The organism is Micromonospora sp. R311 (assembly GCF_056780015.1).
Map to the genome: position 1 here is coordinate 176,177 of NZ_JBSWCE010000005.1, position 21,505 is coordinate 197,681.

20 protein-coding genes are annotated in these 21,505 nt (G+C 75.8%); 11 read left to right on the plus strand and 9 right to left on the minus strand.

The window, feature by feature from the left end; translation table 11 throughout:
- Positions 1-12: 12 nt before the first annotated feature.
- Positions 13-759, minus strand: a complete 747-nt coding sequence (locus AC1WTP_RS06005) for an ABC transporter ATP-binding protein (protein ID WP_481648221.1) — start codon at positions 757-759, stop codon at positions 13-15.
- Between the two features lie 2 nt (positions 760-761).
- Positions 762-3,590: an FtsX-like permease family protein gene (locus AC1WTP_RS06010; protein WP_481648222.1), complete on the minus strand. Its 2,829-nt coding sequence runs from the start codon at positions 3,588-3,590 to the stop codon at positions 762-764.
- Between the two features lie 75 nt (positions 3,591-3,665).
- On the opposite strand from AC1WTP_RS06010, the gene AC1WTP_RS06015 reads away from it, so the two are divergent.
- The gene (locus AC1WTP_RS06015) at positions 3,666-4,271 is read left to right on the plus strand and encodes a PadR family transcriptional regulator (RefSeq protein WP_481648223.1); all 606 of its coding nucleotides are present in this window, start codon (positions 3,666-3,668) and stop codon (positions 4,269-4,271) included.
- A 51-nt stretch (positions 4,272-4,322) separates the two neighbouring features.
- Here AC1WTP_RS06015 and AC1WTP_RS06020 read toward each other — a convergent pair whose 3' ends face one another.
- The 4 genes from AC1WTP_RS06020 to AC1WTP_RS06035 all read right to left on the minus strand — a co-directional run bounded on the left by AC1WTP_RS06020 (position 4,323) and on the right by AC1WTP_RS06035 (position 8,319).
- Positions 4,323-5,432, minus strand: a complete 1,110-nt coding sequence (locus tag AC1WTP_RS06020) for a threonine aldolase family protein (protein ID WP_481648224.1) — start codon at positions 5,430-5,432, stop codon at positions 4,323-4,325.
- The gene (locus AC1WTP_RS06025; protein WP_481648225.1) at positions 5,429-6,625 is read right to left on the minus strand and encodes a pyridoxal phosphate-dependent aminotransferase; all 1,197 of its coding nucleotides are present in this window, start codon (positions 6,623-6,625) and stop codon (positions 5,429-5,431) included. The genes AC1WTP_RS06020 and AC1WTP_RS06025 overlap by 4 nt, the downstream gene beginning before the upstream one ends.
- A 43-nt stretch (positions 6,626-6,668) precedes the next feature.
- Positions 6,669-7,505 (minus strand): MmpS family transport accessory protein, encoded by an 837-nt coding sequence (locus AC1WTP_RS06030; protein WP_481648226.1) that lies wholly within the window; start codon positions 7,503-7,505, stop codon positions 6,669-6,671.
- A gap of 115 nt (positions 7,506-7,620) precedes the next feature.
- Complete coding sequence (locus AC1WTP_RS06035; RefSeq protein WP_481648227.1) at positions 7,621-8,319, minus strand: MmpS family transport accessory protein; 699 nt, start codon at positions 8,317-8,319, stop codon at positions 7,621-7,623.
- 233 nt (positions 8,320-8,552) lie between these two features.
- Between AC1WTP_RS06035 and glmS the strand changes: the two genes are divergently transcribed.
- Entirely contained in the window at positions 8,553-10,466 is a 1,914-nt protein-coding gene (gene glmS, locus AC1WTP_RS06040) for a glutamine--fructose-6-phosphate transaminase (isomerizing) (protein WP_481648228.1), read from the plus strand.
- Between the two features lie 169 nt (positions 10,467-10,635).
- Here glmS and AC1WTP_RS06045 read toward each other — a convergent pair whose 3' ends face one another.
- Together AC1WTP_RS06045 and AC1WTP_RS06050 are read right to left on the minus strand one after the other, a co-directional pair.
- Positions 10,636-12,264 carry an alpha/beta hydrolase gene (locus tag AC1WTP_RS06045; RefSeq protein ID WP_481648229.1) on the minus strand — a complete coding sequence of 543 codons (1,629 nt, stop codon included), beginning with the start codon at positions 12,262-12,264 and terminating at the stop codon, positions 10,636-10,638.
- Positions 12,261-12,584: a hypothetical protein gene (locus AC1WTP_RS06050; RefSeq protein ID WP_481648230.1), complete on the minus strand. Its 324-nt coding sequence runs from the start codon at positions 12,582-12,584 to the stop codon at positions 12,261-12,263. Before AC1WTP_RS06050 ends, AC1WTP_RS06045 begins: the two co-directional genes overlap by 4 nt.
- Positions 12,585-12,732: 148 nt before the next feature.
- On the opposite strand from AC1WTP_RS06050, the gene AC1WTP_RS06055 reads away from it, so the two are divergent.
- The 6 genes from AC1WTP_RS06055 to ung are packed head-to-tail and all read left to right on the plus strand — an operon-like array spanning position 12,733 to position 18,137.
- Positions 12,733-13,101: a holo-ACP synthase gene (locus tag AC1WTP_RS06055; protein ID WP_088991934.1), complete on the plus strand. Its 369-nt coding sequence runs from the start codon at positions 12,733-12,735 to the stop codon at positions 13,099-13,101.
- Positions 13,102-13,141: 40 nt separating this feature from the next.
- Positions 13,142-14,611 carry an NAD(P)H-hydrate dehydratase gene (locus tag AC1WTP_RS06060; RefSeq protein WP_481648231.1) on the plus strand — a complete coding sequence of 490 codons (1,470 nt, stop codon included), beginning with the start codon at positions 13,142-13,144 and terminating at the stop codon, positions 14,609-14,611.
- Positions 14,612-14,668: 57 nt separating this feature from the next.
- A complete protein-coding gene (gene alr / locus AC1WTP_RS06065) occupies positions 14,669-15,787 on the plus strand; it encodes an alanine racemase (protein WP_481648232.1) in 1,119 nt (372 codons plus the stop codon).
- Positions 15,788-15,792: 5 nt separating this feature from the next.
- Entirely contained in the window at positions 15,793-16,878 is a 1,086-nt protein-coding gene (locus AC1WTP_RS06070; protein WP_481648278.1) for an alpha/beta fold hydrolase, read from the plus strand.
- Between the two features lie 2 nt (positions 16,879-16,880).
- A complete protein-coding gene (tsaE, locus tag AC1WTP_RS06075; protein ID WP_481648233.1) occupies positions 16,881-17,375 on the plus strand; it encodes a tRNA (adenosine(37)-N6)-threonylcarbamoyltransferase complex ATPase subunit type 1 TsaE in 495 nt (164 codons plus the stop codon).
- A 60-nt stretch (positions 17,376-17,435) separates the two neighbouring features.
- Positions 17,436-18,137 carry a uracil-DNA glycosylase gene (gene ung, locus AC1WTP_RS06080; protein ID WP_481648234.1) on the plus strand — a complete coding sequence of 234 codons (702 nt, stop codon included), beginning with the start codon at positions 17,436-17,438 and terminating at the stop codon, positions 18,135-18,137.
- Positions 18,138-18,180: 43 nt separating this feature from the next.
- Here ung and AC1WTP_RS06085 read toward each other — a convergent pair whose 3' ends face one another.
- A complete protein-coding gene (locus AC1WTP_RS06085; protein WP_481648235.1) occupies positions 18,181-18,894 on the minus strand; it encodes a helix-turn-helix domain-containing protein in 714 nt (237 codons plus the stop codon).
- Positions 18,895-19,304: 410 nt separating this feature from the next.
- Here AC1WTP_RS06085 and tsaB point away from each other — a divergent pair, with 410 nt between their 5' ends.
- Genes tsaB through tsaD form a run of 3 tightly spaced genes read left to right on the plus strand, consistent with a single transcriptional unit; the run spans position 19,305 to position 21,497 of the window.
- Positions 19,305-19,982, plus strand: coding sequence for a tRNA (adenosine(37)-N6)-threonylcarbamoyltransferase complex dimerization subunit type 1 TsaB (gene tsaB / locus AC1WTP_RS06090; protein WP_481648236.1), 678 nt, complete (start codon positions 19,305-19,307; stop codon positions 19,980-19,982).
- Positions 19,979-20,458: a ribosomal protein S18-alanine N-acetyltransferase gene (rimI, locus tag AC1WTP_RS06095; RefSeq protein WP_481648237.1), complete on the plus strand. Its 480-nt coding sequence runs from the start codon at positions 19,979-19,981 to the stop codon at positions 20,456-20,458. The genes tsaB and rimI overlap by 4 nt, the downstream gene beginning before the upstream one ends.
- On the plus strand, positions 20,451-21,497 hold the full coding sequence (tsaD, locus tag AC1WTP_RS06100) for a tRNA (adenosine(37)-N6)-threonylcarbamoyltransferase complex transferase subunit TsaD (RefSeq protein WP_447134389.1): 1,047 nt from the start codon (positions 20,451-20,453) through the stop codon (positions 21,495-21,497). Before rimI ends, tsaD begins: the two co-directional genes overlap by 8 nt.
- Positions 21,498-21,505 lie beyond the last annotated feature (8 nt).

Genomic DNA, 21,505 nt, shown 5'->3' on the forward strand with positions numbered 1-21,505 from the left:
TCCACCCGCCGCTCAGAGGCGGAGGCGGGCAGCCCGGTCGTAGGTGTCGGCGGGATCCTCGCCCTCGGTGAGGGCGAGGTCCTCGACCACCGTACCGTCGCCGAGCCGGACCAGCCGGTCGCAGCGGGCCGCGATCGACCGCTCGTGCGTGGCCAGCAGGATCGTCATGCCGTGCCGCTCCCGCAGATCGAGCAGCAGGTCGAGGATCTGGGCGCTGGTGGTCGAATCGAGGTTGCCGGTGGGCTCGTCGGCCAGCAGCAGCCCGGGTGCGCCCATGAGCGCCCGGGCGATGGCGACCCGTTGCTGCTGGCCACCGGAGAGTTGCGCCGGCATCGCCCGCTCCCGCCCGGCGAGGCCGACGGCGTCGAGCAGCTCCCGGGCCCGGGTCGCGTGGTCGGCGCGGCCGCGCTGTGGCAGCACCGGGGCGATCACGTTGTCCAGCACGGTCAGCGCCGGCAGCAGGTGATAGCGCTGGAAGACGAACCCCACCCGCTGCCGGTACCGGGCCAGCGCGCCTCGCCGCAGCGCCGTGATCTCCACGTCGTCGACCGTGACGGTGCCGCTGTCGGCCCGCTCGATGGCGCCGATCAGGTGCAGCAGGGTCGATTTGCCGGACCCACTCGGACCGGTCAGCGCCACCACCGACCCGGCCGCGATCTCCAGGGAGACGTCGTCGACCGCGGTCAGCCGCTCGGCGCCGGCGCGGAACTGCCGGGTCAGCCCGAGGGTCCGGACCACGCTGCCCGTCGTTGCCTCCATCGTCACTCCTCTGCGAGTAGCCGTGCGGTCGGCAGCCGGCGCAGCAACGCGGCCGGCACGAGCGCCGCGAGACAGGTGAGCAGCACCCCGACGAGCGCCACCGCGGCGGCGACCAGGACCAGGGCGGCCGGCAGGCCACCGACCAGCCAGGCGGCTCCGGCGAGCCCCAGCCCCGCTCCGGTCACCGCCCCGAGCGCGCCGATGAGGAGCCCTTCGTAGCCCACCAGGCGGCCCAGTGCGGCGTCGGTCCAGCCGAGCGCGCGCAGGGTGGACAGCTCCGCGGCGCGGTCCCGGACGTTCAGGTACAGCACGTCGGCGACGGCGCCCGCGCCGAGCAGCACGGTGACGATCGCGGCCAGGGTGTCGGCGCCCCGTACGTTCAGCGAGACGGTGTCGCCGAGCAGGCTGCCGACGATCGCGCCCCGGAAGGCGTAGGCCGCCGCGCTGACCAGGGTCAGCGCGGTCAGCCCGATGGCCAGCGCGCCCGCCCCGAGCAGGGTGCGCCCGGGGGTGCGGACCAGGTTCACCAGGGCCATCCCGAACAGGGTGCGGGGCCGACGTGCCCAGCGGGCCGGGGCCACCAGTGGCCGCAGGGCGGCGGCCGGGTGGGCGCGCGCGGCCCGCAGCGCCGGGGCCAGGCCCGCCACCAGCGCCAGCAGCAGAGCCACCGGTACGGCGAGCGCCGCCTGACGCCAGCCGATCCCGATGTCCAGGGCGGCGGCCAAGGGGAACGCCAGCCCGAGGGCGAGCAGCCCGGCGGTCAGCCCCAGTGCGGCCACCTCGCCGAGGATCAGCGCCCCGATCCGGCGTGCCGGCCAGCCCAAGCAGGCGAGCACCGCCAGCTCGGGGCGCCGGTCCCGGACGGCGGCGGAGACCGCGTTGCCGAGGAACAGCGCGCAGACCACCAGCACCAGCCCGAAGAGTACGACGCTCTTACGGTCGACGGCCCGGGTGATGACCGAGGCCACCCCGAGGGCGGACCACGGCTCGGTCAGCCGCAGCTCGGGCCGGCCGAACGCGCCCGCGGGCAGTTCCACGGTCTGCGGAGCGGGAGACGAGCCGAAGGTGAGATCGACGTCCAGCCCGGTCGTGTCGGCGATCCGCTCGGCGATGAGCCGGACCCGCTCGGCGGATCGTTCGGTGTAACCGGTGACGTCGGCGACCCGGACCCGGATCGCGCTGATCGGCGCGGTCCGGGTCGGGGTGGCGTCGCCTGCCAGCAGCTTCGGTACCGCGGCCAGGCTGGTGAGCAGCAGCGGCGGCGCGGAGAGGTAACCGGCCGGGTTGCCGCTCGGCTCCAGCGGCCGACCGCCCAGCGCCTGCCGGCTGCGCTCGTCGGCGCCGTCGGTGCGCGGCGGCTCGTACGTCTCCAGCGGGACCCGGGACAGGTCGCTGAACCCCCGCAGCTTCTCCGGGTCGAAGATGCCGACGGTCCGCCAGACCCGGACCTGGAGGTTCGAGCCCGTCGGCGGTTGAGGGAGCGCGGTCACCGGGCGGAAGCCGTTGTCGTCGGCCAGCCACGGACGGGGGCGGAAGTTGAGATTGTTCTGGCCGCCGTAGAGCGAGTGATCGAAGGGTGGTCGCGCGACAGCGCGGAGGGTGCCGTCGGGAAGTCGCCGGTACTCCGGGGCGCCGGCCTGAATGACCGTCTGCAGGTCACCCATGCAGCAGCCGGTCTCGGAGATTCCCTCGGCGAGCAGGTCGCGATACCCGTCGGTCAGTGCGTACTCCTCGGTCCCGACCCCGACCCCGGTGGCGCGGCTCAGCGCCCGCTCCAGTTCGTCGATCCTCAGCCCCGCGGGCCGAGCCTGCGGCAGCCGGGTGAGGGCGGACCGCACGGTGACGTCGAGGTAGGGACGGCTGGTGCTCAACACCGGGATCGACCGTTCGAGCGCGCCGGGTCCGAGCGAGGTCTCGGTGGTCGTGTCGTCCGGCCGGAGCGACCGGCCCTCGGTCACCGCGTCGCCCAGGCCGACGAGGCGCTGCTCGGCGTCGGGGTCGACGGCGGCCAGCAGGAACGGCACCGTCACCCGGTAGGTGACCACCAGTTGGTCGGTGACGACGCGTCGGGCGCGGTCGGGCAGCCAGTCGTTCGCCTCGAAGCGCCCGTCGGGCAGCAGTCGGACGGTGTCGACGCTCCAGCTCTGGCGTTCGGAGGTCAGCCCGCCGTTCGCCGGCTGCGAGGTCAGGTGCGGGTCGCAGATCGGCTCGCTCCCTCCACCGGGGAGCACCTCCCGCGGGACCTGCCCGCACTGCGGGTCGTACCGGTACGTCCGGCCGTCCGAGTACGGGAGCGAGGAGTCGTCCACGTCTCCGCCCCACTCGGGGTAGAGCAGTGGGCGCTTGGTCACGTACACGTAGCGCGGGCTGCTGGGAGCGGTGGAGAGCCCACGCTCGGCGGTGAAGGTCGGGTCGAGCCGGATGACCTGCTGCTCCAAGGAACGGTCGACCGCGTCGGTCAGGTCGAACCGGACCCGCACCGACGAGGTCGAATAGCCCAGCATCGCGATCGGAGCGGCGACGTCGATGCCCGGGACCTGCTTGACCTGCTCGTACTGTGCGGGGGTGATGCCGCCGAAGAGGCCGGAGAGGTAGTTCGGGCGGACCAGCCCGCGCTCGGCCTCCAGCGGGGTGCGTGTCCCCTTGGGACGGACCAGGATGTCGTACGCCGCCCGGGTGTTGCGCTCGACGGTGCCGGTGACGTCCAGTCGAGAGGTGGTGGTGGCCCCGGTCAGGACGACGAACCCGGTGGTCGCCACCAGTACGCCGACCAGCAGGGCCACCGACCGCCCCGCACGGCCACGAAGCTGCCTCCAGACGAAGCTGAGCATCTCGCGCCTCCCCGTGTGCTGCCCCCAACTCTGCGCGATACATTGTGACAATGCAAGGCCCGACCCGGAGGTGACATGGCCATCCAGCACGCCGTCCTGGCTCTGCTCGCCCACGGCCCCAGCCACGGCTACCAGCTCAAGGGCGCGTTCGAGGCCGCCGTCGGCCCGCAGTGGGGGCCGCTCAACATCGGCCACCTCTACCAGATCCTGGACCGGCTCTCCCGCGACGGCCTGGTCGTCTCGGCGCGCGAGCCGCAGCCGGTCAAGCCCGACCGGGTGGTCTACGAGATCACCCCCGAGGGCCGGGTCGAGCTGGAGCGCTGGCTCGCCGAGCCCAGCCCGCGCAGCGGCGGGTTCCGGGACGACTTCTTCCTGAAGCTCACCGCCGCGGCCCGATCGGGCGAGCCGGCCACCGTCCGGACCGTCCTCAGCAACCAGCGCGGGCACCTGATGCGGGAGCTGCGCAACCTGGACGGGCTGCGGCGGCGTACGGCGGACCCGGTGGTCGGGCTGCTGCTCTCGGCCGCCAGCCGGCACGTCGAGGCCGACCTCGCCTTCGTCGACGACGCCGAGTCGGCGCTGCTCGCCGACGGTGGCGCGACGCTCGCCGCGCTGGCACTCGACCGCCCGGCCCCTGCGCCGCCCGGCGCGGAAACGGGCCCGGCCCGGGCGGCCGGCTGACGGCGCTCGGTTGACGCGGGCCGGCCCGGGCGCTCGATTGATGCCGTCGGGTCAGTCCGGGGGCAGTCGGCGCAGGAAGCGCTCGCCCAGCGCGGCCACCTGGCCGGCGTCCAGTTCCGTCGCCGGGCCGGCGACCGTCACCTCGGCCATCGCCACGCCGGGCACCTCGGTGTCCCGCCAGCCGCCCACGAACCAGGCCTTCTCCTCCTCGGCGAGGGCGAGGTTGGCGTCGTTCAGGGCGTCCGCCGGGTGCGGCAGCCAGAGCCGGAACTGGTGGGTGTGCGGCGGCGCCGGGTACACCCGCGCGCCGGGCAGGCCGGCCAGCGCGGTGGCCACCGTGCGGGCGTGCGCCACGTAACCGGCCAGCCGGGGCAGCTCGCGGGTCAGGCCGGCGAGCGCGGCCAGCGCGGCCGGCCACTGCTGGAACAGCGTGCCGCCGTGCCGGTGCCGCCAGGCCCGGGCGTACCGGACCAGCTCGGCGGAGCCGGCCAGGGCGGCGCCGGAGTGGCCGCCGAGCGACTTGTAGAACGAGACGTAGGTGCTGTCGGCGAGGCCGGCGATCTCGGCCGGCGAGTGGCCGAGGTGGGTGGTGGACTCCCAGAGCCGGGCGCCGTCCAGGTGCACCCGGGCGCCCCGGGCCCGGGCCGCGTCGACCACCGCGACCAGCTCGTTCCAGGTCGGCAGGACGAAGCCGGCGTCGCGCAGCGGCAGTTCCAGCAGCAGGGTGCCGATCGGCTCGTCCAGCGCCGCCACCTCGTCGGCGGTCGGATTGCGCGGGGCGTCGGTGGTGCTCACCGCGCGCAGCCCCCCGAGCACCGCGTACGCGTCCCGCTCGTGCAGCACGGGATGGCTCAGCGGGTGCAGGCCGACCGCCGAGCGGCCGGACAGCTCAGCGCCGTACCGCATCGCGACCTGCTGGGCCATCGTCCCGGTCGGGAAGAAGGCGACGGCCTCCGCGCCGAGCAGCTCGGCGACCAGGCCCTCCAGCTCCGCCACCGCGCCGCCCTCGCCGTAGCAGTCCGGCAGCGCGTCGTCGGCGGCCACCGTGCGCATCGTGGCGAGCTGGTCCGCGACCGATTCCGGTCGTACGCCGGAGAGGACGGTGTCGCAGCCGCGCAGCGCCGTCAGCCGGCGCACCCGTTGGGCGTACGCGTCGGTCATCGGGTGCCCGCCAGGCGGCGTAGCCGGGTGACCGCCTCGGTCAGCACCTCGGGGCGCTTGCAGAAGGCGAACCGGACCAGCCGGCGGCCCGCCTCGGGGTCGTCGTAGAAGACCTGGGTCGGTACGCCGACCACCCCGCACCGCTCGGGCAGCGACCGACAGAACTCCACCCCGTCCCGGCCGCCCAGGGTGGTGACGTCGGCGGTGACGAAGTACGTCCCCTCCGGCGCGAGCACCTCGAACCCGGCGTCGGTGAGGCCGCCGACCAGTTGGTCCCGGCGGGCCTGCAACCCGGCCCGGAACCCGGTGAAGTAGTCGTCCGGCAGGGCCAGCGCCACCGCGACCGCCGGCTGCAGCGGCGCCGCGTTGACGAAGGTGAGGAACTGCTTCACCCGCAGCACGGCGGAGACCAGCGCGGCCGGGCCGCTCACCCAGCCCACCTTCCAGCCGGTGCAGGAGAAGGTCTTGCCGGCCGAGGAGATGCGCAGCGTCCGCTCCCGCATCCCGGGCAGGGTGGCCAGCGGGACGTGCGGGGCGGCCGCGTCGGTGAAGACCAGGTGCTCGTAGACCTCGTCGGTCACCGCGTACGCGCCGTGCTCCCGGCACAGCTCGGCGACGAGGGCCAGCTCGGCCGGGGTGAAGACCTTGCCGGTCGGGTTGTGCGGGGAGTTCAGCAGCACCAGCCGGGTGCGCGGGCCGAACGCGGCGCGCAGCGCGGCCGGGTCGAAGGCGTACCGGCCGTCCGCGCCGGGGCGCAGCGTGACCGGCCGCCGGACCGCGCCGGCCAGGGCGATCGACGCGGCGTACGAGTCGTAGTAGGGCTCGAAGCAGACCACCTCGTCGCCCGGCTCGCAGAGACCGAGGATCGCCGCGGCGATCGCCTCGGTGGCGCCCGCGGTCACCACGATCTCGCCGTCCGGGTCGTACTCCAGCCCCCAGAACCGGCGCTGGTGCGCGGCCACCGCGGCGCGCAGCGCCGGGACGCCCGGGCCCGGCGGGTACTGGTTCTGCCCGGCGCGCAGCGCGTCCGCCGCGGCGGCGAGCATCTCCGGCGGGCCGTCGGTGTCGGGGAAGCCCTGCCCGAGGTTGACCGCGCCGGTGCGGACGGCCAGGGCGGACATCTCGGCGAAGATGGTCGTCCCGAACGGGCGCATCCGCGCCACCAGCGGGTCCACATCGGCGGTGGTCGTCACGCCCGCCAGCCTACGGGCCCGTGGCGCGGCCTCAACCCCACGCTCAGCCGGTGCAGTTCACCCCCCACGCGCGGTCGTCCGTCGCGACGGTGCGCCCGTCGACGGTGATCCGGCAGCTGATCGGATCCTGCCGGCCGTGGTTCGCCAGGACCATCACCCGCTCGGCGTCGTGCATCCGCAGGCTCCGGCGCCACGGCAGCGTGACCTGCTCGACCTGGATGAAGTCGCCGTTGGCGTCGTAGTACTCCAGGTCCGCGGGGCCACGCCCGGTCACCTCGTACACCACGGTGACCTCGCCCGGCCCGTCGGACGGGGTCAGCGCCGGTCGCACCGTCGGGCGCGCCTGCGTCGGCCAGACCTGCGGCTCCTCGTCCTCGTAGTCGTAGTACGGGTCGTAGGTCTCCTCGGCGTACGGGTCGTCCGGATAGGGCATGTCGGCGTTGTAGATGAGGCCGGCGATGCCGAGGCAGGCGCAGAGCCCGAACGCGAGGACGGTCACCACCGCGACGACGACGCCGACCACCGTGGACCGGTTGCCCGGGCGGGCCGGGGTCGTCGGCGCGTACGGCGGCGGGTAGCCGGGTGGCAGGTGGCCGGGCGGGTACCAGGCCGGTCCCGGAGCGGCGGCCGGCGGCGGGAAGCCCGGCGGGACGCCGGCCGGGCCCGGGGTACCGGGTGGCGTCCACGGGCCGGGCGCGACCCGGAGCTGGGGCGGCGGCGTCGGATCCGGCGGGGTCCACGGCGGCGGCACGTCCGGCCCGGGTGCCGGCGACGGCCCCGACCCGGCGGCGTCCGGTGCCGGTCCGGTGGACGGCACCGGGTCGGGTGCGGCCGGTCCGGTCGGCGGGGTCGGGTCGGGGGGTGGCGGGGCTTCGGACATCGGTCTGCTCCGGTGGGGCGGGTGGGGCGTCCGCGACGGGGTGGCGGCGTACCGGCGCTCCGGGCCGGCGGCTCAATGTACGCGGACGGCCGCCGCGGCGCGCCGGCTCAGACCCCTACGCCGCGCCGAAGCAGCTGGCCCGCCACGCGCCGCGGCCGGCCGTCTCGGTCGTCGGCGCGCCGTGGTCCACGGTGACCGAGCAGGACACCGGCCACATCGCGTCGTCGGGCTTGCTGGCCTGCACCATCACCAGGTCGAGCCGGTCCGTACGGACGCTCGTGCGCCACGGCAGCCGTACCGCGTCCAGCCAGATGGGCGCACCGTTGGCGTCGTGGTAGAGGATGTCGGCCCTGCCCTGCCCGGTCACCTCGTAGACGACGCTGATCCGGCCGGGACCGCCGGACGGGGTGGCCGCGGGGCGGGCAGCCGGGCTCTCCCGGGGCGACGGGGAGGCCTCCGGACGCTCCGCGCCGCCGACCTCGGTTCCCGGGTCGGCGACCGCCGGCTCGGCCCGGGGCCGGTCGTCGGGGCGGAGCAGCTCGTAGCCACCGAAACCGAGGCCGGTGGCGAGGACGAGCACCCCGGCGAGCACCGCGCCCACCGGTCCGCGCCGCCGGCGGCCCGCCGAGCCGGCGCCGCCGGGCGGGCCCTCGGTCGGGGTGTGCGGGGCCGGCGCCGGCGCGTACCGCGGGGTGGCGGGGAGCCACGGGTCCGGCTGCGCCGGTTCGGGCCGCGGGTCGAGCGGGGCCCAGGGGTGCGGTTCGGCGGCCGGGCGCGGGGCCGGCGGGTCGGTTGGCGGGGTCGTCTCGGACACGGTCGCTCCAGGTGCCGGGTCAGCTGCGCGGCCGGCGGACCCAGGGGAACGCCGGCCGGGCGAGCCTGTCGTACCGCCGCCGGGATCCGCAAATCAGGTCTCCGCGCCGGCCGACACGGGTTGGGGCGTTTGCCTGATTGGTCCCCGACTTCGACCTGATCGCTCAAGTTCGGTGATCGTATACCCGGCTTTCGAGCACACGCGGTGAGCGAAACTGGGTTAGGCTGCCACCCATGTGTGGAATCGTGGGGTACGCCGGCTCGCGCCCGGCGCTGGGCATCGTGCTGGACGGACTGCGGCGGCTGGAGTACCGCGGCTACGACTCGGCCGGGGTGGCCATCGTCTGCGACGGTGAGCTGCTGACCGAGAAGAAGGCCGGCAAGCTGGCCAACCTGGAGAAGGTCCTCTCCGAGCGGGCGGCCGACGATCCGACCTCCTGCGGCGCGAGCCCGATCGGGATCGGCGACGGCACCACCGGCATCGGGCACACCCGCTGGGCCACCCACGGCGGGCCGACCGACCGCAACGCCCACCCGCACCTGGCCTCCGACGGCCGGGTCGCGGTCATCCACAACGGCATCATCGAGAACTTCGCGAAGCTCCGCGCCGAGATGGAGGCCGACGGCGTCCAGTTCAGCAGCGACACCGACACCGAGTGCGCGGCGCACCTGCTCTCCGCCGCGCTGGCCGACCTGCGCGCCGCCGGCCACCCGGAGGGGCCGCAGCTGCTCGCCGCCGGCATGCGGGTGGTCTGCCAGCGGCTGGAGGGGGCGTTCACCCTGCTCGCCGTCGACGCCGGGGTGCCCGGCGCGGTGGTCGGCGCCCGGCGCAACTCGCCGCTGGTCGTCGGCCGGGGTGACGGGGAGAACTACCTCGCCAGCGACGTCGCCGCGTTCATCGAGCACACCCGGGACGCGGTGGAACTCGGCCAGGACCAGATCGTCCTGATCACCGGCGACACCATCGAGATCACCGACTTCGCCGGCCAGCCCGCCACCGGCAAGGACTTCCACATCGACTGGGACTCCTCGGCCGCCGAGAAGGGCGGCTACGACTGGTTCATGCTCAAGGAGATCGAGGAGCAGCCGCAGGCCATCGCCGACACGCTGCTGGGCCGGCTCACCGAGACCGGTGAGATCGCCCTCGACGAGGTTCGCCTCAGCGACCAGGATCTGCGCGACGTCGACAAGATCTTCATCGTGGCGTGCGGCACCTCCTACCACGCCGGCCTGGTCGCCAAGTACGCCATCGAGCACTGGACCCGGATCCCCTGCGAGGTGGAGCTTGCCAGCGAGTTCCGCTACCGCGACCCGGTCCTGGACCGGTCCACCCTGATCGTGGTGATCTCGCAGTCCGGCGAGACCATGGACACCCTGATGGCGCTGCGGCACGCCAAGGATCAGAAGGCCCGCGTGCTGGCCATCTGCAACACCAACGGCTCGACCATCCCGCGCGAGTCCGATGCCGTGCTCTACACGCACGGCGGGCCGGAGATCGCGGTCGCCTCCACCAAGGCGTTCCTCACCCAGGTGGTCGCCTGCTACCTGATCGGCCTGCACCTGGCCCAGGTGCGCGGGATCAAGTTCGCCGACGAGGTCGGCGCGGTGGTCGCGCAGCTCCAGGAGGTGCCCGGCAAGCTGCGTGACCTGCTCGACCGGATCGAGCCGGTCCGCGAGCTGGCCCGGGGGCTGAAGAGCGAGCCGACCGTGCTCTTCATCGGTCGGCACGTCGGCTACCCGGTGGCCCTCGAGGGCGCGCTCAAGCTCAAGGAGCTGGCGTACATGCACGCCGAGGGCTTCGCCGCGGGCGAGCTGAAGCACGGCCCGATCTCGCTGATCGACAAGGGCACCCCGGTGGTCTGCGTGGTGCCCTCGCCGGTCGGCCGCGGGATGCTGCACGACAAGGTCGTCTCCAACATCCAGGAGGTCCGGGCCCGAGGCGCCCGGACCATCGTGATCGCGGAGGAGGGTGACGAGGCGGTGGTCCGCTACGCCGACCACCTGATCTACGTGCCGCGTACGCCGACGCTGCTCGCGCCGCTGCTCACCACCGTGCCGTTGCAGGTGCTGGCGGCCGAGATCGCGGCCGCCCGGGGGCACGACGTCGACCAGCCGCGGAACCTGGCGAAGTCCGTCACCGTCGAGTAGGCGGTAACCCGGTCATCCGGCCCCGGTCCGTCGCGTCGGCGGCGACCGGGGCCGACCCGTTTCGTCGCCAGCCGGTCGGCCGGTGGGATGACCGGGGCGTTCCGGTGCCACCGGGGCGTTCGGCCGCGCCGGACGAGCGGGCCGGGCGGCGGCTCCGGCGGGCGTCGCCTCACCGGCCCAGCACGATCCGGGCCATGCCGTCCAGCGCCGGGTTGTCGGCCGCCCAGTAGCCGGTGTGGCCGTGCCGGCCGCTCGGGAACGTCCGCGCGCCGAAGCCCGGGTCGGTGGGGTCGCGGCCGAACCACAGCTCGTGGCCGCCGGTCAGCCCCAGCGTCGCGCCGAGCGGTGCCGCGCCGAGCAACCCGCGCCGGGCCAGCTCGTCCGGCGGGCGGGCCAACCGGATCACGTCGTCCGCCGCGGTGCTCGCCCAGACCTGGCCGGCCGGCAGGCCCAGCTCGGCGGCGTGCGCCACGCCGACCCCGGGGGAGCCCACGAAGACGAGCGCGTCGGCGGCCAGCCCGTGTTCCCGGGCGGCGTTGCCCACCACCAGCGAGCCGTAGCTGTGCCCCAGCACGGTCTGCCGGGCCGGCGGCCCCTCGTGGCTGGCCCGCAGCCCCTCCTGGAACCGGTGCAGCGCCGGCCCGGCGTCCCGGGCCTGCCCCGGCCACACCGCCTCGTGCAGGAAGTCGGGGGCGTCGTAGTCCAGCCAGAGCACCGCCGCGGTCTCCTCGGCCGGGTCGAGGGCGGCGCAGCGCGCCAGCACCCGGGCCGCCCGGTCCAGCTCGCCCGGGGCGTCGTCGAGGCCCGCGGTCATCCCCGGCACGTACGTCAGCACCCGGCTCGACCGGTCCGGGTTGCCCAGTGCGACCACCGCCCGGCCCTCGCCGGCCGGCTCCAGCCCGAGCAGGTAGGCCCGGGGCGGCCCGGGCGCCGCCAGCCGGGCCCCGAGCGCGTCGAGCCCGGCCAGCGCGGCCCCGACCCGGAGCAGCCCGGCCACCTCGACCGGCCCGCGCGGCACCCGGCCGAGCAACCGCGACCGCTCGGCCAGCAGTTCCTCCCGCCGGCCCCCGAGCAACAGCCGGTTGGCCTGGTCGCGGGCCGCGACCGGCACCCCGTCGAGGCGGCCGACCAGCCCCGGCTCGTGCGCCACCAGCCACCGGCGCTGGGCCGGGCTGAGCCCCGCCCACCAGGCGCGGACCAGCGCCGGGTCGCCACCCGGCGCGGGCCGCCCGGGCGGCGGGGCCTCCGCCCAGCCGCTCCCGGCCGCGGCGGCGAGCTCGTCCAGGCGGGTCGCGGCCGCCCGGTCGGCCGCGCCGGCGAGGTCGAGGGCGCCGCGGATGGCCGCGGCCACCCGGGCGGCGGCCGGCCCGGGTGGCTCGCTCGGCGGGCGGGAGGGGTCGGCGCCGACCCGCCCGTGCCGGTCGACCAGCACACCGGACCCGTCGGCCAGCGCCACCGCGGCGACCAGCCGGGCCTTCGCCACGGCCAGCCGGGTGGCGAACTCGGCGAGCACCTGGTCGACCTCGATCAGGGCGGGGGTCAGCGCGGTCAGTTCGCCCCGCAGCCCGGCCAGGCGCGCGTCGGCCGCCCCGGCGGCCCCGCCCGACCAGCCGCCCCGCAGCTTCGCCGCGGCGCCGGCCAGCTCGTCGGACCGCCGGCCCACCAGCGCGGTGAGCCCCGCCCAGGCGGTGCCGGCGGCCCGCCAGGCGCCCGGATCGGCCGCCCACAGCCGGGCGTAGCCGGCGCCGCCGGTGACCGCTGCCGGTCGCCCGGCCGGGGTCCGGGGCGGCCGGGTCACCGCGGCAGGGCGGCGAGCCGGGTGGCCGCCCGGTCGTCCGCCGCCTCGTACGCCTCGACCGCGGCCGAGACGGCCGCGCCGGTCGCCGCCACCCGCCCGCCGAGCCGACCGCACCAGGCGTGCACCGCCGACTCCAGCCCGGCCAGCGCGCCCCCGGCCGACCAGTCCGGCGCCGGCACCAGCAGGCCCGGCACCCCGGCCAGCCCGTGCGCCAGCCGGTAGCCGTCGTCGGCGAGCCGGCCCGCGGCCCGCCGCAGCACCTCCGGTCGCACGCTGATCTCCTGGTCGCTCATCCCGGCCCCCGCACCGAACAGGAACATCGACGGGCCTGACGCTAGGCGGTCGCGGCACCCGGCCGGATGCCCTGTGGACGGTCGGCGCCGGTCGTCCGCCGCGGCTGTCCACAGGCATTGCCCCGGACCGCGCCGGCGGCTAATCTGCCGCCTTCCGCGCCGGTAGGGTGGGCTCGTGATCGTGGCTGTCGGCATCGACGTCGTGCTGGTCGACCGGTTCGCCCGGGCCCTCGCGCGCACGCCGCTGCTCGCCGACCGGCTCTTCACCGAGGCCGAGCGGTACACCCGCTCCGGCAACCCGCGCTCGCCCGAGTCGCTGGCCGCCCGGTTCGCCGCGAAGGAGGCGGTGGCCAAGGCGCTCGGCGCGCCGGCCGGGCTGAGCTGGCACGACTGCGAGATCGTGCCGGACCCGGACGGCCGCCCCTGGCTGACCGTCTCCGGCACCGTCGCGGCGGCGGCGACCGAGCGCGGGGTCAGCCGCTGGCACCTCTCGCTGTCCCACGACGGCGGGATCGCCTCGGCCATGGTGGTCGCGGAACGGTGATCGGGGGCGTGCCGCGGCCGGCACGCCGGGACGGAGTGGCATGAGACCGGTGTGGCGGGTCGCGGACGTACGCGCGGCGGAGGCGGGACTGATGGCCACCCTGCCGCCCGGGACGCTGATGCAGCGCGCCTCGACCGGGCTGGCCCGCCGCTGCGCGCTGCTGCTCGCCGACCGGGGCGGGGTGTACGCCGCGCGCGTGCTGCTGCTGGTCGGCACCGGTGACAACGGCGGTGACACCCTCTACGCGGGGGCTCAGCTGGCCCGGCGGGGCGCGGCGGTGTCGGCGCTGCTGTTGAACCCCGGTCGGGCGCACGCCGGTGGGCTGGCCGCGTTCCGGGCCGGCGGCGGCCGGCTGGTGGACCGGCCACCGGCCGTGGTCGACCTGGTGCTGGACGGGATCGTCGGGATCGGCGCCAGCGGCGGGCTCCGGGAGACCGCCGACCAGTTGGCGGCCAGCCTGGTGCGGCACTGCGGGCGGGACGGGGACCGGGCCACCGTGGTCGCGGTGGACGTGCCCAGCGGGGTGGCGGTGGACACCGGCCACGTCCCGCTGGCCGCCTCCGGCCGGCCGAACGCGGTCCGCGCCGACGTGACGGTGACCTTCGGCGCGCTGAAGCCGGCGCTGGTGGTCGGTCCGGCCGCCCCGCTCGCCGGGCAGGTGGAGCTGGTGGACATCGGGCTGGGGCCGTGGCTGCGCGGCACCCCGGCGCTGCGGGTGACCGAGTGGTCGGACGTGGTCGACTGGTGGCCCCGGCTGGGCCCGGCGTCGGAGAAGTACGCCCGGGGCGTGGTCGGGGTGGCCACCGGCTCGGCGACGTACCCCGGCGCCGCGGTGCTCTCGGTCGGCGGCGCGGTGGCCGGCCCGACCGGGATGGTCCGCTACGCCGGGGGCGCCCGGGCCGAGGTGCTGCACCAGCACCCCTCGGTGATCTCCACCGGCCGGGTCGCCGACGCCGGCCGGGTGCAGGCCTGGGTCTGCGGCTCCGGACTGGGCACCGGGGATGAGGCGGCCGGCGAGCTGCGGGCGGTGCTGGCCGCCCCCGTGCCGGTGGTGCTCGACGCGGACGCGCTCACGCTGCTGGTCGACGGGTCGCTCGCCGACCAGCTACGCAAGCGGGACGCCCCGATCGTGGTCACCCCGCACGACCGCGAGTTCACCCGGCTGTGCGGGGAGAGCCCGGGCACCGACCGGGTCGCCGCCACGCTCCGGCTGGCCGCCTGGATGAACGCGGTGGTGCTGCTCAAGGGGGACCGCACGGTGATCGGCACCCCGGACGGGCGGGCGTACGTCAATCCGACCGGCACCCCGGTGCTGGCCACCGGGGGCACCGGCGACGTGCTGGCCGGGCTGCTCGGCTCGCTGCTCGCCGCCGGGGTGGCGGCGGACCGGGCGGCCGCGATGGCCGCGTACCTGCACGGACTGGCCGGCCGGGAGGCGGCCCGGGGCGGTCCGGTGACCGCGTCCGACGTCGCCGCCGCGCTGCGCCCGGTGCTGGCCCGGCTCGGCTGACCGGCGGCCTCGGCCGGCCTCGGCCGCGGAGATCAGCCCGGAAAGTAGGCTGGGTCCATGTGGCAGGCCGAGGTACGGGTCGACCTTGACGCGATCCGCGAGAACGTGAGCCGGCTCCGGTCCGGCACCGGCGCCGAGTTGATGGCGGTGGTCAAGGCCGACGGGTACGGCCACGGCATGGTCCCGGCCGCGCGGGCGGCGCTCGACGCCGGGGCCGACTGGCTGGGTGTCTGCACCCTGGACGAGGCGCTGGCCCTGCGGGCGGCCGGGATCACCGCCCCGGTGCTGGCCTGGCTGCTCACTCCCGGGCTGCCGCTGCACGAGGGGGTCACCGCCGGGGTGGACCTGGGCGCCGCGAGCCTGCCCCAGCTCGACGAGATGGTCGAGGCGAGCCGGGTGGCCGGTCGCCCGGCCCGGCTGCACCTCAAGATCGACACCGGGCTCTCCCGGGGCGGGGCGACCGTGGCCGACTGGCCGGCCCTGCTCGACGCCGCCGCCAAGGCCCAGGCGGACGGTCTGGTCGAGGTGGTCGGGGTGTGGAGCCACTTCGTCTACGCGGACATGCCCGGGCATCCGACCACCGACCGGCAGCTCGCCGTCTTCCACGAGGGGCTGGGCATGGCCGAGCAGGCCGGACTGCGTCCCCGCTACCGGCACCTGGCCAACTCGGCGGCCACGCTGACCCGGCCGGACACCCACTTCGACCTGGTCCGGCCCGGCCTGGCCGTCTACGGCCTGTCCCCGGTGGCCGGCGAGACCTACGGGCTGCGGCCGGCGATGACCGCCCGGGCCCGGGTGATGCTGGCCAAGCGGGTGCCGGCCGGCTCCGGCGTCTCCTACGGCCACACCTACACCACCGACCGGGAGGCCAACCTGGCCGTGGTGCCGCTCGGCTACGCCGACGGGGTGCCCCGGCACGCCTCCAACAGCGGCCCGGTGCAGCTCGGTGGCCACCGGCGGACCATCTCCGGCCGGGTCTGCATGGACCAGTTCGTGCTCGACTGCGGCGACGACCCGGTCGCCGCCGGCGACGTGGTCACCCTCTTCGGCAGCGGTGCGGACGGTGAGCCCACCGCCGACGACTGGGCCGAGGCGGTCGGCACCATCAACTACGAGATCGTCACCCGGTTCGGCGGTACCCGGGTGCCGCGGGTCTACGACGGCGAGCGCGCGTGAGCGGTCTGAAACACCGGATCCCGCGGCCGCGGACCGCGACCGGCAAGGTCGCCGGCCTGGTCGGGGCCGCGGTCGGGGTGGCCGCCGCCGGGCTCGCCGCCGGCGTCGCCACCGAGCGCGCCCTGGTCCGCCGGCTCAAGGCCGATCCCACCGACCGGTACGCCCACGAGGTCTTCGGGGAGCAGCGGTACGACGAGTCGTTCCGGCTGGAGATGCCGGACGGTACCGACATCCACGTCGAGGTGGTGGAGCCGACCCGGCCGGTGGCCGGCAATCCGACCGTGGTGCTGGTGCACGGCTTCTGCCTGGACATGGGCACCTTCCACTTCCAGCGCAAGCTGCTCGCCGAGCGGGGCGAGCACCGGGTGGTCGCGTACGACCAGCCCGGGCACGGCCGCTCGGGCCGGCTGGAGACCGGCGAGTACGACCTCGCCGCGCTCGGCCGCACGCTGCGCGCGGTGATCGACCGGACCACCCCGGAGGGGCCGCTGGTGCTGGTCGGCCACTCGATGGGCGGGATGACCATCATGGCCTTCGCCGAGCTGTTCCCGGAGCTGTTCGGCGACCGGGTGGTCGGCACCGTGCTGATGGCCACCTCGGGCGGCCTGATCGCCGAGACGAAGCTGGTGGCGCCGGCGCTGCTCGGCCGGGTCGGCGCGCCGGTGCTGTACATGGTCGGCAACGTCACCCGCTACGGCGGCACCGTGATCGACCGGGCCCGCAAGTCCACCACCAACGTCGCCTGGCTGCTGACCCGCAAGTACGGCTTCGGCGCCCGGAACCCGAGCCCCGCCCTGGTGTCGTACGTGGAGACGATGAACTCGCGTACCTCGGCGGACACGGTGACCCGTTACCTGCGCACGCTGGCCACCCACTCCCGGTTTCCGGCGCTGGCGGCGCTGGCCGACACGCCGGTGCTGGTGGTGGTCGGCGACAAGGACATGATCACTCCGGTGACCCACTCGGAGGAGATCGTGCGGCGGTTGCCGCACGCCGAGTTCGTCAAGATCAACGACAGTGGGCACGTGGTGATGCTGGAGCACGCCGACGAGGTCAACGCCGCACTGGTGCGCTTCCTGGAATCGTTGTGAGCATGGAGGGAACTGTGAGTCACGTGGTCAAGCTGCCCACGGTCGCGGACACGCACGAGTTCGGCCGCCGGCTGGCCGGCGTGCTGCGCGCCGGTGACCTGGTGCTGCTCACCGGCCCGCTGGGCGCCGGCAAGACCGCGTTGACCCAGGGCATCGGCGCCGGGCTGCGGGTGCGGGGCGACATCACCTCGCCGACCTTCGTGATCGCCCGGGTGCACCGGCCCGACCGGGCCCGGGGTGGCCGGGTGGCGCTGGTGCACGCCGACGCGTACCGGCTGGGGGACGCGGCCGACCCGCGGGCCGAGATCGACGACCTCGACCTGGACGCCTCGGTGGAGGAGTCGGTGACCGTGGTCGAGTGGGGCGAGGGGATGGTCGAACAGCTGGTCGACGCCCACCTGCGGGTGCGCATCGACCGCCGGGACGACGACACCCGGGTGGTCGAGCTGGAGCCGGTCGGCGGCGACTGGGCGCAGCGCCTGGCCGCCCTGGGCTGAGCGCTGTCGTACCCGCTGCCTAGAGTTCGGCCGACCGATTCGACCGGCGAAAGGTTGCCGATGCCCGACGACGCCCCCACGCTCGATCTGCTGGCGCTGCTGCCGGCCGACTGGCGTGCCGTGCTCACCCCGCACCTCGACCCGGCCCGCACCGCCGCGCTGGCCGAATTCGTCGCTCGGGAGTACGCCACCACGACGGTCTTCCCGCCGGTCGAGGACCTCTTCTCGGCCTACCGGCTCTGCGCGCCCGGCGACTGCCGGGTGCTGATCCTCGGGCAGGACCCCTACCACCGGGTCGGGCAGGCGCACGGGCTGAGCTTCAGCGTCCGCGAGGGGGTGACGGTGCCGCCGTCGCTGCGCAACGTCTTCAAGGAGCTGGGGGAGGACCTCGGCGTGCCCAAGCCGCGCAGCGGCAACCTCGACGGCTGGGCCGCGCAGGGCGTGCTGCTGCTCAACTCGGTGCTGACCGTCCGGCAGGGCGCGCCGGGTTCGCACGCGAACTCCGGCTGGGAGGAGTTCACCGACGCCACCATCCGCGCCCTGGACGCGCTGGACACCCGGGTGGTCTTCCTGCTCTGGGGCGGCTACGCCCGCAAGAAGGCGGCCCTGGTCAGCAACCCGCGGCACGTCGTGCTGGAGGCCGGCCACCCCAGCCCGATGAACCCGCGCGGATTCCTCGGCAGCCGCCCGTTCAGCGCGGCCAACAAGGCGCTGGCCGACGCCGGCCTGCCCACCATCGACTGGGAACGCTCGGCCGGCTGACCCCGGGGCCCACCCCGTCCCGCCGTCCCCGGCGGACCGGCCGTCAGCCGGCCCGGTCCGCCGGGACGGCGCGCGCCCGGCTCCGGTAGCGGCGCAGCAGCCCGGCGGCGTGCGGGTCGGTCAGCTCCAGCTCGACCAGCGGCACCACCCGGTAGCCGCGGTTGCCGTGCCGCACCTCGACAGCCTCCGGCAGCTCGTCGCACATCACGGCCCGCAGCTCGCCGTACCGGGTCTGCCACCGGTGCTCGCCGGGCTCCTCGGGCTCCGGTCGCACCCCGCCGAATTCGCCCCACCGGGCGTTCCACCGCTGCCCGTAGGCGGCCTCCAGCCAGGCGGCGAACCGGGCCGAGTCGCGCCAGCGGACCGCGACCTCCGGCGCGTCGACCGGCACCGGCGCTCCCTGGAGCAGCGCCGCGGTGCTCCCCGTGAGCACGTACGGCAGGTCGCCGAGCCGGTCCAGGATCCCGTCCAGCCCCAGGTCGTCGATCCGGTTGGCCAGCGGCCGGGCGGCGAGTTCGGCCATCCGGGCGTCCAACTGCGCGTCGAGCGGCTCCACCGTGACGGCCAGCTGGAGGTCCATCGCGGCGAGCAGCCGCTCCAGCACCGGCACGCTCGGCGAGCGGTCGCCGCGCTCGATGCGCGCGACCGCGGCCTGACTGACCCCGGCCAGCTCGGCCAGCTGCCGCTGGCTGAGCTCGCGCGACTCGCGCTGCCGCCGGACCGTGCTGCCGAGGAGAGAGACGAGGCGGGACGACATCCCGGCATGGTCGACCATCCGAAAACGAGTGCGATACCTCAGAGTCATCAAAATGACTCTGAGGTATCGCACTCGCGGGGCAGTGTGCCAGTCGACCGGCGACCGGCGACCGGCGACCGGCGACCGGCGACGGCGACCCGCGACCCGCGACCCGCGACCCATGCGGCTGTGCAGCCCCCTGGCGTGCGGCCACGTCGCCGGTCCGGCCATGCCGGGCCCGTGTCGGGGGAGGCGGAGCCGCGGCGGCTGCGGCACCCGGAGTCGCGGCGCTCCGGCGGAGGTTGCCGCCCTCGGCGCTCAGCGCCTCGGTCACCGTGGCGGGCGACGCGGGGCCGAGCGGGTGCGGCAGCCGAGGCCACCGGGGCGGGGCGTGACCGGGGGTGACGGGTGGGCGGCTAGGCTGGCATACCGTGCTCGTACTCGTGGTGGACAGCTCCACCCCCGCGGTGACCGCGGCCCTGGTGGAGGTCTCGGCCAATGGCGTCGCGCTCCGCGCCCAGCGGTGCACGGTCGATGCCCGCGCGCACGGCGAACTGCTCGCCCCGCAGGTCGACGCGGTCCTCGCCGATGCCGACGCCCGTCCCGGCGACCTGGCGGCGATCGTCGCCGGGCTCGGCCCGGGCCCGTTCACCGGGCTGCGGGTGGGGCTGGTCACCGCCGCCACGATGGGCCAGGTGCTCGGCATCCCCACGTACGGCGTCTGCTCGCTGGACGCGATCGGCCACCCGGCGGCCGCCGGCGAGCCGGTGCTGGCCGCCAGCGACGCGCGGCGCAAGGAGATCTACTGGGCGGTCTACGACGGCGCCGGCCAGCGGATCGCCGGACCGGAGGTCTCCGCGCCGGCGGTCGCCGCCGAGCGTGCCCGCGGCCTGGCGGTCACCCTGGCCGTCGGCGACGGCGCCCACCGGTACGCCGACGCGCTCGGCCTGCCGGTCCGGGCGGAGCCCCGCTACCCCGACCCCGGGTCGCTGGCCGCCCTGGCCGCCGAGCGGATCCGCGCCGGCGCCCCCGGCGAGCGGCTCACCCCGCTCTACCTGCGCCGCCCGGACGCCGTGGCGGCGACCGCGCGCAAGCCGGTCCTGCCGTGAGCCCGGTGCGTCTGGAGCCGTTCCGCTGGTGGCACATCGACGAGGTGCTGCCGATCGAGGCGGACCTGTTCGGGGCCGAGCAGTGGTCCGCGGCGATGTTCTGGAACGAGCTGGCCAACGGGCACTTCTACCGGGTGGCCCGCGACGACGACGGCAGCGTGCTCGGCTACGCCGGGCTCACCGCCGCCCCGCCGGAAGAGGCCTGGGTGCAGAACATCGCCGTCCGCCGGGACGCCCAGCGGCGTGGCGTCGGTCGGGCGCTGCTGGAGGCGCTGCTCGCCGAGGCCGCGCGGCTCGGGGCCCGCAGCACCCTGCTGGAGGTCGCGGCGGACAACGCCCCGGCCCAGAAGCTCTACGCCGCGTACGGCTTCGAGCCGATCGGCGTACGGCGCGGCTACTACCAACCGAGCAACACCGACGCGCTGGTCATGCAGCGCGTCGCGGCGGAGACCGGAGACGGGACGGACCGTGGCTGACGAACCACTGATCCTCGGCATCGAGACCTCCTGCGACGAGACCGGCGTCGGCATCGTGCGCGGGCACACGCTGCTCGCCGACGCGCTCGCCTCCAGCGTCGAGCAGCACGCCCGGTTCGGCGGCGTGGTGCCCGAGGTGGCCAGCCGCGCCCACCTGGAGGCCATCGTGCCGACCATGGACCGGGCGCTGGCCGAGGCGGGGGTCACCCTCGCCGACATCGACGCCATCGCGGTGACCTCCGGCCCGGGCCTGGCCGGCGCCCTGCTGGTCGGCGTGGCCGCGGCCAAGGGGTACGCGCTCGCCGCCGAGAAGCCGGTCTACGGCGTCAACCACCTCGCCGCGCACGTGGCAGTGGACACCCTGGAGCACGGCCCGCTGCCCGAGCCGGCGATCGCCCTGCTGGTCTCCGGCGGCCACTCGTCCCTGCTCCGGGTCGACGACCTGGCCCGCGGTGTCACCCCCCTCGGCGCCACCATCGACGACGCCGCCGGCGAGGCGTTCGACAAGGTCGCCCGGCTGCTCGGGCTGCCGTTCCCCGGCGGCCCGCCGATCGACCGGGAGGCGCGCGCCGGCGACCCGGCGGCGATCGCCTTCCCGCGCGGCCTCACCGCCGCCAAGGACCTCGCCGCCCACCGCTACGACTTCTCCTTCTCCGGCCTGAAGACCGCGGTGGCCCGCTGGGTGGAGGCGCGGCAGCGGGCCGGCGAGCCGGTGCCGGTGGCCGACGTCGCCGCGTCCTTCCAGGAGGCGGTCTGCGACGTGCTCACCGGCAAGGCGATCGACGCCTGCCGGGCGAACGGCATCGACACCCTGGTGATCGGCGGCGGCGTGGCGGCCAACTCGCGGCTGCGGGCGATGGCCGAGCACCGCGCCGCCAAGCACGGCATCCGGGTCCGCGCGCCCCGGCCGAAGCTCTGCACCGACAACGGCGCGATGGTCGCCGCGCTCGGCTCGCACCTGGTCGCGGCGGGAGTCGCGCCGAGCCGGCTCGACCTGCCCGCCGACTCGGCCATGCCGCTGACCACGGTCAGCGTGTGACGGGGGCG